At 65.5% G+C, this 12,888-nt stretch carries 9 protein-coding genes; 3 read left to right on the plus strand and 6 right to left on the minus strand.

The window, feature by feature from the left end; genetic code table 11:
* Positions 1–86: 86 nt before the first annotated feature.
* Together lptF and lptG are read left to right on the plus strand one after the other, a co-directional pair.
* A complete protein-coding gene (lptF, locus tag ACLB0R_RS15995; protein ID WP_416644380.1) occupies positions 87–1,259 on the plus strand; it encodes an LPS export ABC transporter permease LptF in 1,173 nt (390 codons plus the stop codon).
* Positions 1,259–2,353: an LPS export ABC transporter permease LptG gene (gene lptG / locus ACLB0R_RS16000; protein ID WP_416644339.1), complete on the plus strand. Its 1,095-nt coding sequence runs from the start codon at positions 1,259–1,261 to the stop codon at positions 2,351–2,353. The genes lptF and lptG overlap by 1 nt, the downstream gene beginning before the upstream one ends.
* Here lptG and ACLB0R_RS16005 read toward each other — a convergent pair whose 3' ends face one another.
* On the minus strand, positions 2,354–3,457 hold the full coding sequence (locus ACLB0R_RS16005) for a fatty acid desaturase family protein (RefSeq protein ID WP_416644340.1): 1,104 nt from the start codon (positions 3,455–3,457) through the stop codon (positions 2,354–2,356).
* A gap of 138 nt (positions 3,458–3,595) precedes the next feature.
* Here ACLB0R_RS16005 and ACLB0R_RS16010 point away from each other — a divergent pair, with 138 nt between their 5' ends.
* On the plus strand, positions 3,596–4,753 hold the full coding sequence (locus ACLB0R_RS16010) for an N-acetyltransferase (protein WP_416644341.1): 1,158 nt from the start codon (positions 3,596–3,598) through the stop codon (positions 4,751–4,753).
* A gap of 144 nt (positions 4,754–4,897) precedes the next feature.
* Here ACLB0R_RS16010 and ACLB0R_RS16015 read toward each other — a convergent pair whose 3' ends face one another.
* From ACLB0R_RS16015 to ACLB0R_RS16035, 5 genes are all read right to left on the minus strand, one after another.
* A complete protein-coding gene (locus ACLB0R_RS16015) occupies positions 4,898–6,889 on the minus strand; it encodes a ferritin-like domain-containing protein (RefSeq protein WP_434953872.1) in 1,992 nt (663 codons plus the stop codon).
* 12 nt (positions 6,890–6,901) lie between these two features.
* A complete protein-coding gene (locus ACLB0R_RS16020) occupies positions 6,902–8,404 on the minus strand; it encodes an efflux transporter outer membrane subunit (RefSeq protein ID WP_416644342.1) in 1,503 nt (500 codons plus the stop codon).
* Complete coding sequence (locus ACLB0R_RS16025; RefSeq protein ID WP_416644343.1) at positions 8,401–11,571, minus strand: efflux RND transporter permease subunit; 3,171 nt, start codon at positions 11,569–11,571, stop codon at positions 8,401–8,403. The genes ACLB0R_RS16020 and ACLB0R_RS16025 overlap by 4 nt, the downstream gene beginning before the upstream one ends.
* A 1-nt stretch (position 11,572) precedes the next feature.
* A complete protein-coding gene (locus tag ACLB0R_RS16030; protein WP_416644344.1) occupies positions 11,573–11,782 on the minus strand; it encodes a hypothetical protein in 210 nt (69 codons plus the stop codon).
* A gap of 75 nt (positions 11,783–11,857) precedes the next feature.
* Positions 11,858–12,808 carry an efflux RND transporter periplasmic adaptor subunit gene (locus tag ACLB0R_RS16035; RefSeq protein WP_416644345.1) on the minus strand — a complete coding sequence of 317 codons (951 nt, stop codon included), beginning with the start codon at positions 12,806–12,808 and terminating at the stop codon, positions 11,858–11,860.
* Positions 12,809–12,888 lie beyond the last annotated feature (80 nt).

The following is a 12,888-nucleotide window of genomic DNA, read 5'->3' on the forward strand; positions in this document are numbered from 1 at the left end:
GATATAGCCGCGCGGCACGGCACGCTCTCCCGCCGCGCTTCTAGTCCCGGACCATGCCGCTGCGCCTTACTGCCATCGATCGCTACATGGCCCGGCTGATCGCGGTACCGCTGATCGCAAACCTGGTGGTCGCGGCGATGCTGCTGGTGCTCGACCGCATCCGCATCCTGCTGCAGTTCGTGGCCGAAGAAGGCGGGCCGGTCAGCGTCGTTTGGCGGATGCTCGCCAATCTGCTGCCCGAATATCTCGGCCTCGGCATCCCCATCGGCCTGTTGCTTGGTGTGCTGCTCGCTTTCCGGCGGCTGGCGACCAATTCCGAGCTCGATGTGATGCGCGCGGTCGGCATCAGCTATGTGCGGCTGTTGCGCGTACCATACATGTTCGCGCTCGGGCTCGCGCTCATCAATCTCGCGATCGTCGGCTTCGTCCAGCCTTATGCGCGCTATTATTATGAAGGGCTGCGCTTCGAGCTGCGCACCGGCGCGCTCGGCGCTTCGATCAAGGTCGGCGAGTTCACCCGCTTCCCCAATGGTGCGACGGTCCGCATCGAGCAGAGCCGCGACGAAGGGCGCGACCTGCGCGGCATCTTCGTGCATTCCTCGGACGGCAAGGGCGGCAGCCTGTCGGTCACCGCCGAGCGCGGCCAGTTCTTCGCGACCGACAATCCCGACGAGATCATCTTCCGCCTCACCAATGGCGTGTTGATCCGCACCGAACATGGGGTCACGTCACCACGCACCTTGCGTTTCAGCTCGAACGATTTGCCGATTCCGCTGCCCAAATATGAGAATTTCCGCGCCCGCGGCGGCAATAATCTCGAGCTCACTTTGCCCCAGCTCGCCCGGATAGGCCGCGACGAAAACGCAACGCCCGAAATGCGCTATTCCAGCCGCGCTGCTTTCCACTTCCGTTTGGCGGAAGTCGCGACGATGTTTCTGCTGCCGCTGCTTGGGCTGGCGCTTGGCGTGCCGCCCAAAAGGTCGACCTCGGGCCTGGGCATCTTCCTCGCGATTGTGATGATCGTGACTTACCATAAGATCAATGAATATGGTCAGGCAGTCGGTGGGCTCGGCAAGATCGATCCGTTCTTCGCGCTCTGGGTCCCGTTCGCGATTTTCGCCGCGATCGTGCTCTGGATGTTCCGGACAATCGCGTTCGTGCCGGGCGGTCAGCCGATCGGCGGGCTGGAGCGCGCGGTGGCGCGGCTCGGCAAGTTGTTCCGCCGCATTCTGCCCAAGCGCCGGGAGGCACTGGCCTGATGCAGGCAAGCTTTTTCCCCTCGCGCACGGTGTCGCTCTACATGGCGCGGATGCTGCTGACGCGCACATTCGCGATCATCGTCCTGCTCGTGCTGGTGCTGCAGACGCTTGACGCACTATCGGAATCGGGGCGCATCCTCGCGCATCCCGGCAACGGCCAGGATGATGTGTGGCGCTACATTTCGCTCCGCGCCCCGGGCATCGCCCAGCAATTCCTGCCCTTTTCGGTGCTCGGCGCGGCGCTGTTCACGATGAGCACGCTCAACCATAACAGCGAGGTCATCGCCCTCAAGGCAGCGGGGCTTTCGGCGCATCAGGTCCTCGCGCCGTTGATCGCGGCAAGCATGATCGTTGCGGCGGTATCGTTCGGCTTCAATGAGCTGGTCGCGGTGCCCGCGACCGCGACGCTCGATGAATGGAAGAAGGTCGAATACGGTCCGCTGCCGGTCGATCATGGCGATCGGCTCAACGTCTGGGTCCGCGACGGCGACGATCTGGTCAATGTCGAGCAGGTGCGTGGCCGCGGCGACAAGGCCCGGCTGACCAACGTTACCGTCTTCTACCGCGCGCATGGCACGCTCGCCTCGATCATTACTGCGCCCAGCGCCGTTCACGAGGGCGGCGGCTGGCGCATTCCGGGCGGCACGCAGTTTGACATCGCCACGAGCAGGCTGGTGCGGATCGGGTCGCGGATCGTGGCACCGGGCGTGCGACCCGATCAGGTAACGCTCGCCTCGGTCGATGCCGATGGCGAGACATTCGGCGAACTGCGCGCGGCGATCCACGATCTCGCCGATGCCGGTCGCCCGACCAAGGCACTGGAAGGCTCGTTGTGGCACAAGCTTGCCGCGCCGATTTCGTGCATCCTGATGCCGCTGCTCGCCTCGGTCGCGGCGTTCGGCCTGGCACGATCGGGCCGGCTGCTGCTCCGCGCGGTGATCGGCATGGCGTTGGGCTTCGCGTATTTCGTCGCCGACAGTTTCGCGCTGGCGATGGGCAATCTCGGCGCTTATCCGCCGTTACTGGCGGCTTGGGCGCCGTTCCTGCTGTTCCTGCTGATCGGCGAACTCGTGCTCATCCGCACCGAAGAGTGATCAGACCGGCGTTGCGCGGCCCGAATTGCTGACCAGCCGCGCGACCAGCCCCGTCAGGCTGCGATAATTGGCGCGGTGATAAGGCGAGTCCGGCGCCAGGTCCGCCGACAGCCGCCGATGCGCTTCCGCCAGCGCATGATAGGGCAAGCCCGGCAACAGATGGTGGAGCGCATGGTAGCGCAAGCCGACCGGCGCCCAAAGCAGTGGCAGCGCGCCCGGCGGCGGCACGTTGACCGAGTCGAGATATTGCGCCGTCTGGGTCAACACCTCGCCCTCATTCTCCCACAAATGCGCAACGAGCGTGCGGACCTGGTTGATCACCATCACCCCCGAGGCGACGCCGATGAACATCAGGAACGCCTTGAGCGGCACGATGCCGGCAATCGTCAGCGACACAAGAGCAATCGCCCAGACACTCGCGCCCGCTGCCTGCCAGCGCCATTGCCGCGCCAGCTCGCCCTCAGGCGCGCGTCGGCGGAACGACGGGTTGATCGACAAGGCCGAATAGCGCGCCACCACCATCTCGCGCACGCCAGGGAACACCACGGCCAAGGGCGACAACACCCCAAAGCGCACGATCATCGCAATCGGCGCGAGTGCGGCAACGACGACGAACACGGGCACGCTCCAGGGCTTCATTAAGGCGAGCGGCAGATATTCGGGGTCTTCCGCCGTGCCATAGCGGGTGCGGGCATGGTGCAGGCTGTGGACCCCTTCATACATGAACGACGGGATCATCTGCGGCACGCCGACCAGCGCATTCCAGCCGAAGCGGAACCACGGCACCGAGGCGTGGCGGATGTGGGTCAGTTCGTGAATGAAGCTCCCCGCGCGATACAGCGCCAGGATCGACACGACGATGGCCGCCGCCATCACCCAAAGGTTGCTCCCCACAATCGCCACCGCCAGCGCACCATAGCCCAGCGCGCACGACAGCAGCAGATCGGTCCAATACACCCAGGGCTTGGGCGGATTGAGATCGCGCGTCAGTTCGGCGGCGGCGCGGAGCATCGCCATATCATCGGCGATCCGCACTGGCTTGGGCGCAGCGGCGGGGGCATCACGCGCATCGGTGCGGGCAGAGAGGGAAACAGCGGCGGTCATGGTCATCCTATAGCCCGGAAATAGTGGCTTTATGGTGGCACGCCAAGCCACCGACGTTGATCTTGCGCAAAGCCGGTGCGCTTGGCACAGCGAGACAAGCGCGTGTCACCGCGCCGACATTTGAGGGGGATTATCGCCTTGGCCAACGCTCCGCTTGCGATTCAGCCGGTTACCACCAAGGCCGACATCAAGACCTTTATCGATCTCGCCTATCAGCTCAACGCCGGCGATCCCAATTGGGTGCCGCCGCTCCGCCAAGAAGCTGCCGGCACGATCGACCCTAAGAAAAACGGCTGGTTCAGCCATGCCCGCGCGCAGATGTTCCTCGCGACGCGCGGCGGGCTCCCGGTCGGGCGCATTTCCGCGCATATCGACACGCTGGCGCTCGACATGGCGCCCGAGCAAGGCTTTGGCCCCGGCACCGGCTTTTGGGGCATGCTCGACGCGGCGGACGAAAATGCCGCGCATGCGCTGATCAAGGCGGCCGAGGACTGGCTGCGCGGCCAGGGGATGACGCGCGCGCTCGGGCCGGTCAGCCTGTCGATCTGGGAAGAGCCGGGCCTGCTCATCAAGGGCCACGACCACCCGCCGACGCTGATGATGGGGCACCATCTGCCGCGCTACCAGGCGTGGATTGAGGCGGCGGGGTATCAGAGGGTCAAGCAGCTTTACACCTATGAGCTTGATATCTCGAAAGAGTTCCCACCGATTGTGCAGCGCATCGTCGCCAATGGCGAGAAGAACCCGCGCATCCGTATCCGCGAAGTCGACAAGTCGCGTTTTGCCGACGAAGCCAAGCTGATCATCGCCATCCTCAACGATGCCTGGTCGGATAATTGGGGCTTCGTGCCGCTCACTCAGCCCGAGCTTGACGATGTCAGCACCAAGCTCAAACCCATCGTGTTCAACGACCTGATCCGTATCGCCGAGCTGGACGGCGAGCCGGTCGCGTTCATGATCACGCTGCCGGACTTGAACGAGGCGATCAAGCCGCTCAACGGCAAGCTCTTTCCGTTCGGCTGGGCCAAGCTGCTGCTCTGGCTGCGCAAACCCCGCGTCCGCACGATGCGCGTGCCGCTGATGGGCGTCGTCAAGAAGCTGCAGGCCTCGCGGATGGCGAGCCAGCTTGCTTTCATGATGATCGAATATATCCGCCGCGCCTCGGTGAGCAATTACGGCGCGACGCGGGGCGAGATCGGCTGGATCCTGGAAGACAATCAGGGGATGGTCGCGATTGCTGACGCGATCGACAGCCATGTCAACCGGGTGTACCGGATCTACGCCAAGGCGATTTGAGGGGGATAAGGGCGGCTAGGCCTTAAATGCGCTCGACTTACTCGTCACCCCGGCCTTGAGCCGGGGTCCCGCTGTTATTCAGCGCTTGAAGAAGCGGGACCCCGGGTCAGGCCCCGGGGTGACGCGAAAAGCGGAAAGCACTGCTCAGCTGCTCTTGAACCCGATCCGCCGGTGCGTGCCGTCGCAATAGGGTTTGTTCGCCGATCCACCGCAGCGGCACAGCCAAGTCTTGGTGACGCGATCGAACGTCCGCCCGGTGCCCGCGCACAGCTCGAGATTGCCGGTCACTTCCAGCGGGCCGTCGGTCTGCGGATCGACATGGAGCACCCCACCCCGCTCGGCGAGCGGCTGCGAGTCCTTGGTCGCGGGTTCGCCCGTCGCCTGGAAATGGATGGCATTGTGGCTGCCGTCGCAGAACGGCTTGTTCTTGGACGCCCCGCAGCGACACAAGGTCGCGCGATAACCGATCGGCTGGCCGTCGAGCAGCAGCTCGGCGCGAAAGCCGATCGGGCCATTTTCGCGCAATTGCACCAGATTGATCGGCGGTGCCGCTTCCTCCCGCCCGCCATCGTGGCGGCGATAGCCGATCGCACCCGAGGGGCACATATGCGCAACCGTCACCAGCTCCTCGGTAGTCGCGGCGTTGGGATCGATCCACGGCCCCTCGACATTCGCCTTGAACACCGCCGGCTGCGACAGCACGCAATGCCGCGCATGGATGCAGCGCTCGCCATCGAACACCAGGTCGATCGCCACGCCGGGGATGATTTCCTTGCCGTCCTCGCCCGGCTGCGGCGTCGGTGGCGTGGAAGCAGGAGGGGTCGCCATGGCAGGCTCCGGTTGTGAGGGGGCGGCAGGGGCGGCTTCGGTCTTGGCGCGCGAGGCGAGCTGCACTTGGCCCAGCCGCCCGGCAAGGCGATCGAGCGCGTCGGCGGCGGCGCTCGCGGTCGGTGCGGCGGCATCATGCACATCGGCGATGACTCGCCCGCGCGTCGCCATATCGGTCAGCCGCTCGGCGAGCACGGCGATCGCGCCTTGCTCGGGCGGCAGCGCCGCCATCGAGCGCAGCGTCGCGAAACTTAAGCCCGCGTTGCAGCCGGGCGCATCAGCGTTCGCGGGGAGCCGGGTCAATTCCTCGGCGATCGGCGTCATGATCCGCATCAGCTCAATCGCCGCGTCGACCAGCGCGCGCTGCGCCCCAGCGTCCACCCCGGCATAGCTCAGCGCCAGGCACCGCACGGCATGCGCATAGACCGCGTTACCGAGATCGACGAGGCTCGCGGCCGGCTCCTGATTGACCCATAGCCGGCCCTCGGGCGTCGGCGGCCGGCGCATCACCGGATTATTCGCGGCAGGCCGCCCCGGCGCAAAATCGGGTCGGGCGGCGAGCAACGCCTGATATTCCGAGCGAATGCCGAGGAAACGTTGGTAATGCGAGCGCTCCTCGCCCGCCGCCGAGCCCTCACCCTGACGAACAATCGCCTCGATCGCCTCGCACGCACTTTTCACGCAACGCACGACGGTCAGGTTGGGCAAGCGCACCACGTCGGGGCTTAGCTGATGGCAGGGATCGCCGACGAACAGCGCGTCCTCACCCATCTTCTCCGCCAGCGCGCGAATGCCGTCTTCTATCGAGGCATAAAGCTGGCCGACCGTCGTATAATCCATTGTCGCCTGCATCAGCCGGTCGGGCGCCATCGCGCGGACATAGTGGCGGTCGGGCGCGAAGCCTTCGCCATCGGCGATGTCGATCGTCTCCGGGCGCTCGAGATAGATGAAATGGTCGAGCGTCTGGACGTTGAACGGCGCCAGCCGCACCACCACGCCGGCGGGGTGATAGCCGGGCGCGACGGGGAAATTCTGCCGGCCATAATGCGCCGGCGCGCCAAGTGCGGAAAGGATGTTGGAGACGATCGCAAGATGCGCCATCTCCTCGATCGCGACGTCAAGGATTTCGCCCCGCCAGCGCCGGATCGCGTCAAGCTCGGCCGCGCTAACCCCTTCCGAGACATCGCTCTTCAGGCTGAACATCGCGTAGAGATAGCAGCACATCAGATTGTGCTCGATCTCGGCGGCCTCGAACAGGATGCCCCATAATTGCTCGCGCGAGGCGGGAATGGGGCGTTGATCGGTCATGAAGTCCGTCCGTCAGGGTTTTGCGGGGGAGTCGGCAGCGCCATCCTTAGCATGATCGGGCGCGAGGCGCTCGGGCTTTGGCGCCCCTTCCCAACCGCCGCCCAACGCCTTGAAAACGCTGATCTGCGCGTCGGCGAGAGCCGCGTCCGACGCAGCGCGCGCGGCACGGGCGCCGACCCGCGTCGATTCTGCCGAGATCAGCTGGAGGAAGCTGTCGGAACCGGCATCGAAGCGCAGGCGGGAGAGCCGTGCTGCCTCGCTGCTCGCGCTCTCCGCGCGCAGCAGCACCGCGTTGCGATCAAGCTGGCCGGAATAGCGCGCGAGCGCCTGCTCGCTGTCGGTGAGCGCGGTCAACACCGCCTTGTCGAACTTGGCAAGGCTCGCATCGGCATCGGCGCGCGCTTCGCGCACCCGCGCGCGGGCCTGCGTCTGGTTGGGGAAGGTCCAGCTGATCAGCGGGCCGAACGAATAGCGCACCGCGCTCGGCTGGAACAACTGGCTGCCGCGCGTGCCATAAGCGTTCACATTCCCCATCAGCGTGATCTTGGGGTAGAGATCAGCGATCGCGACGCCAACGCGCGCGGTGTCCGCTGCCAGCGTGCGTTCTGCAGCGCGCACATCAGGCCGGCGGGCGATCAACGCCGCGCCATCGCCCGCCGGGACCGGCTGGCTGAGCCGGGGCGGGGCGGTGCAGCGCGATGCATCGGCATCGACTTCCTCAGGCGGGCGACCCGTGAGCGTCGCCAGCGCATAGAGCGACGCCCGCTGCTCGGCCTCAAAACCCGGCACCTGCGCCTGGGCCTGCGCGAGCAGCGAATCCGCGCGTTCATAATCCGCCTTGGTCTCGCGCCCGGCGGTGAACAGCTTGTTGGTCAGGTCGAGCGTCTTCTGCTGAAGATCGACATTATCCTTCGCTACCGCCAGCTGCGCGGCGTTGCTGCAGGCCGAGAAATACGCCCGCGCCGTCTCCGCCGCGACCGACACGCGCGAGGCATCGAGCTCGGCCGCCGCCGCTTCGGTATCGCCGCGCGCTGCCTGGATCGCGCGCGTCACGCCGCCGAACAGATCGACTTCGTACGATGCATCGAAGCCGAGCTGGAACAAGTCGAACTGGAAGGTCTGGACATTGCCACCGCCGCCGCCAAAAGCTGCAGCACTAGCGCTGTTGCTCTGCTCGCGCTGATATTGCGCGGACACGTTGGTCGTCGGCAGCCGCGCGCCGCGCTGCGCGCTCAGCACCGCGCGCGCCTTGGCGAGGTTGGCGGCGGCGACGCGGATATCGGTGTTGTTGGTCAGTGCCTCGCGGACCAGCCGGTCGAGCACCGGGTCATTATACATCCGCCACCATTGGTCGAGCCCGGCCGCCGTCGCCGACGATGAGCCGGCACCCCCGGCTTCTTTCAGCGACCCCGATGCCGACGCCGGCTCCTGGGGACGATGATAATTCGGCCCAACGACACAGCCGGTGAGCGGCAGTGCGGCCGCGAGCACCGCGATCAGCAACCCGCGCGTCATGCCGCCGTCTCCCCGCCGCGCCGGCGTTTGATCCAGGCCGAGACTCTGTCGCCAGCCGTCCGGCTGATGACGTAGAAGCTCGGCGTGAACAGCAAGCCGAAGGTCGTCACCCCGATCATCCCGAAGAACACTGCGACGCCGAGCGCGCGACGCATCTCGGCGCCAGGCCCGGTGCCGATGACGAGCGGCAAAGTGCCCAGGATGAACGCGATCGACGTCATCAAAATCGGCCGCAGGCGCTGCGCCGCGGCATGCTCGGCCGCCTCGCGCAATGCCATGCCGGCATCCTCGTTGGCTTTCGCAAATTCGACGATCAGAATCGCGTTCTTCGCTGCCAGCCCGATCAGCACGACCAACCCGATTTGCGTGAGGATATTATTGTCCATCCCCATCAGATTGACGCCGACAATCGCCGCCAACAGGCACATCGGTACGATCAGGATCACCGCGAAGGGCAGCACCACGCTCTCATAATTCGCCGCGAGCAGCAGGAAGACGAACAGCACCGCCAAGCCAAAGGCGATGATGCCGGTATTGCCCGCCTGTTGCTGCTGGAAGGCGAGCTCGGTCCATTCATAGCTCATGCCGGCGGGCAGGATTTCCTTGGCCATCTTGTCGAGCGTCGCCAGGCTCTGGCCCGAGGAATAGCCAGGCGCGGTATCGCCTTGCAGCTCGGCTGAGGGGTAGAGATTATAGCGCACGACGCGGTACGGCCCGCTCTGGTTCTTGAGCGTCATCACTGCATCCATCGGCACCATCGCGCCCGATGCAGATCGCGTGCGCAATCGCCCGACATCGCCCGCTTCGTCGCGATACGGCGCATCGGCCTGCGCGGTGACGCGATACGTGCGGCCGAGATAATTGAAATCGTTGATGTAGGTGGAGCCGAGATACGTGCCGAGGGTGTGGAAGATATTCTCCACTGGCACGCCCAATTGTTCCGCGCGCGGCCGGTCGATATCGGCGTACAGGCGCGGCGTGCGGACATTGAAGGTGGTGAAGGTGCTGGCCAGACCCGGCGTCTGGTTGGCCTTCATCATCATCGCGAAGGCAGCGCCTTCCAGCGTCGGATAGCCCTGGTTCTGCCGATCCTCGATCAGCATCTTCCAGCCGCCCCCCGTGCCAATGCCGCGCACCGGTGGCGGCGGGATGACGAGCAGCACGCCATCGGTAATCGGCCCGAACGCCTTGCGCAGCTCATTGGCGACCTGATCGGCGCCTTCGCGCTGGTCGCGCGGCTTCATCGCGACAAACATTGCGGCGGTGTTGGGCGCGTTGGTCAACGTCGCGCCGTCGAGCCCCGCGAACGCCACCGTGCCGGCCGTCGCCTTGTTGTTGAGCGCGATGCCCTGCGCGCGCTGCAGCACTTCGGTGGTGCGCTGGAGCGACGAGCCCGGCGGCAATTGCACGGCGACGATCAGATAGCCCTGGTCCTGCGCCGGGATGAAGCCCGTCGGCGTCGCGCTGAACCGCCAACCGGTGAGCCCGATCAGCACCGCATAGCAGACCAGCACCACGCCCAGCGTCCGCACCGCGCGCGCAGTCAACCGGCCATACCGCTCGCCCAGATTGTCGAAGCCACGGTTGAATCCGCGCGTGAAGCGCCCCGGCAAACCGCGCAGGCCCGCCGGCGGTTCCTTCTCCGCCTCATGATCCTTGGGCTTCAGCACCAAAGCCGCCAGCGCCGGCGACAAGGTCAACGACACGAATGCCGAGATGGCGGTCGCCGACACGATCGTCAGCGCGAACTGGCGATAGAATTGCCCCGAAATGCCCGGAATGAAGCTCGTCGGGATGAACACCCCGCACAGCACCAGCGCGATCGCGACCAGCGCGCCCGAAACCTCGTCCATCGTCTGGTGCGCGGCGTCCTTGGGCGAGAGGTGCTTTTCCTCCATCAACCGCTCGATATTCTCGACGACGACGATCGCATCGTCGACGACGATGCCGATCGCTAGCACCATGCCGAACAGCGACAGGTTGTTGATCGAGAAACCGAATGCCGCGAGCACCGCGAACGAGCCCAGCAGCGACACCGGGATCGCCACGATCGGGATGATCGCCGCGCGCCAGCTCTGCAGGAACAGCAGCACCACGAATGCGACGAGCAGCAGCGCCTCGAACAATGTGCGCTGCACTTCCTCGATCGAGGCCTGGATATATTCGGTCGGGTTGTACGGGATGGCGTAGGTCATCCCCGGCGGAAAGCTGAGCGAGCTGTGGTGGATTTCGTCCTTCACTGCCTGCGCCGTCAGCAGCGCGTTCGATCCGGGCAGCTGGGTGATGCAGACCGCGGTGGTCGGCTGGTTGGAGAAGAACGGGTTGATCGTATAGTCCTGCGCGCCGAGCTCGACCCGAGCGATATCGCGCACCCGGGTCAGCCGGCCCTGGTCGTCGCGCTTGATGATGATGTCGGCGAACTGGTCGGGCGTCGTCAGCCGGCCTTGCGTCTGGATGCCGAGCTGGAACGCCGTGCCGCCGCGATTGAACGGCGGCTGGCCGACCGAACCGACCGCGACCTGGGCGTTCTGGTTGCGGATTGCAGTGGTGATCTCGTCGACCGTCAGGTTGCGCGCGGCGGCGAGATCGGGGTCGATCCAGATCCGCATGTCATAATCGCGCGCGCCGAAAATACGCGCGTCGCCCACGCCCTGGATGCGCGTCAGCCGATCGATCAGTTGGGTCGTCGCATAGTTGGAGATATATTGCTGGCTCAAAGACTTGTCGGGCGAGAACAGCGTCGCGCAGAGCAGGATGTCGGGCGAATTTTTCTTCACCGTCACGCCGATCTGGCGGACTTCCTCGGGCAAGCGCGGCTCGGCAGTGGCGACGCGGTTCTGCACCAGCACCTGCGCCTGATCGACATTGGTGCCCTGCTTGAACGTCACCGTGATCGCGAGCGCGCCGTCACCCGTTGCCGAGGAGGACATGTAGATCATGTTCTCGACGCCGTTGATCGATTCCTCGAGCGGCGCAGCGACCGTTTCCGCCAGCGTCTCGGCGGTAGCGCCGGGGTAATTTGCCGTCACCACCACCGTCGGCGGGGCGATTTCGGGATATTGCGCCACCGGCAGGCCGGGATAGGCCACCAGCCCGAACACGACGATCAGGATCGACAGCACCGCCGCGAAAATCGGGCGGTCGATGAAGAAATGCGGAAAGCGCATCTTATTGCGCCGGCTGCGCTTCAGCGGACGGTGGCGTCGTCACGGGTTGTGCGCTCGGCGAAGTATCGGCGGCGCGTGGCGTGATCTTCGACATCCGCGCCTGCACCGGCATGCCCGGCTGCAACCGCGTCAAGCCGTTGATGACGACATGGTCGCTCGGCGCGAGCCCTTCCTTCACCACGCGCAGGCCCTCCACGGGCGGCCCGGTCACCACCGGCCGCGGCGCGACCTTGCCATCCTGCCCGACGACATAGACGAGCTTGCGCGTCTGATCGGTGATGATCGCCTAATCGGGCACCAGCATCGCGTGATAGGTCCCCGATCCGAGCAACCGCGCGCGGCCGAACAGGCCCGGCGTCAGGAAACCATCGGGATTGTCGACTACGGCATGCGCACGGATCGTGCCCGAATTGGGGTCGATCGCGTTATCGACGAAATCCATATGGCCGTGCCAGCGATAGCCGGTCTCGTCGGCGAGCTGGATCTCGATCGGATTGGGGTGATCGCGCGAGGATTTGCGCTGGCCCGACTTATCCTGGCGCAGATATTTAAGATAAAAGGCTTCGGCGCCGTCGAACGAGAACCAGATGGGGTTGATCGACACGACGCGAGTCAGCACGGTCTGGCCATCGGCGACCAGATTGCCCCGGCTCGCCTTGCGATCGGAGACCCGGCCCGAAATCGGCGAACGGATGACGGTGAAGCCCAGATTGAGGTTGGCATTGGTCACCGCCGCGCGCGCGGCCTGCACATCGGCGGCGGCCGATCGCGCATTGGCTTCCTTCGTTTCGTATTCTTCCTTGCTTACAGCCTGCGCGGCGAGCAGCGTCTTGGCGCGGGCAAGCTCCGTGCGCGCGTTGATGTCGCTGGCCTGCGCCTTGGCGAGCTGCGCGCGTGCCTGCTCGAGCGCGGCGCGATAGGGGCGCTGGTCGATGATGAACAGCGGCTGGCCTTTGCCGACGCGCTGGCCATCGGCGAACAACACCCGATCGATCTCGCCCGATACGCGCGGACGCACTTCGACATCCTGCGGCGCTTCGAACCGGCCGATATACTCGTCCCAATCGACGATATCGCGCTGCAGCGGGGTGGCGACGGTCACTTGCGTCGGTGGCGGTGGCGGCGGCCCGCCGCGCGAACAGCCCGCGACGGCCAAGGTCAATCCGATCAGGGTCAATCCGATCAGGGTCAATCCGATCAGGCCCGGGCGGATCGGTGGCGTGGCGTAACCGTGCATGGGGCCCCTGATATGAAGGGCATCAGCGCCGCGCCGACCACGTCGGGCCGATCATCGATGCCACCCCTGTACTACCACTT

This window comes from Sphingomonas sp. GlSt437, from assembly GCF_048015635.2.
GTDB lineage: Bacteria > Pseudomonadota > Alphaproteobacteria > Sphingomonadales > Sphingomonadaceae > Sphingomonas.

Excerpts from the sequence above, each read along its gene's own strand:
- ACLB0R_RS16035 (WP_416644345.1), bottom strand. The coding sequence starts at position 12,808 with ATGCACGGTTACGCCACGCCACCGATCCGCCCGGGCCTGATCGGATTG.
- lptF (WP_416644380.1), top strand. The coding sequence starts at position 87 with ATGGCCCGGCTGATCGCGGTACCGCTGATCGCAAACCTGGTGGTCGCG.
- lptG (WP_416644339.1), top strand. The coding sequence starts at position 1,259 with ATGCAGGCAAGCTTTTTCCCCTCGCGCACGGTGTCGCTCTACATGGCG.
- ACLB0R_RS16025 (WP_416644343.1), bottom strand. The coding sequence starts at position 11,571 with ATGCGCTTTCCGCATTTCTTCATCGACCGCCCGATTTTCGCGGCGGTG.
- ACLB0R_RS16020 (WP_416644342.1), bottom strand. The coding sequence starts at position 8,404 with ATGACGCGCGGGTTGCTGATCGCGGTGCTCGCGGCCGCACTGCCGCTC.
- ACLB0R_RS16005 (WP_416644340.1), bottom strand. The coding sequence starts at position 3,457 with ATGACCGCCGCTGTTTCCCTCTCTGCCCGCACCGATGCGCGTGATGCC.
- ACLB0R_RS16015 (WP_434953872.1), bottom strand. The coding sequence starts at position 6,889 with ATGACCGATCAACGCCCCATTCCCGCCTCGCGCGAGCAATTATGGGGC.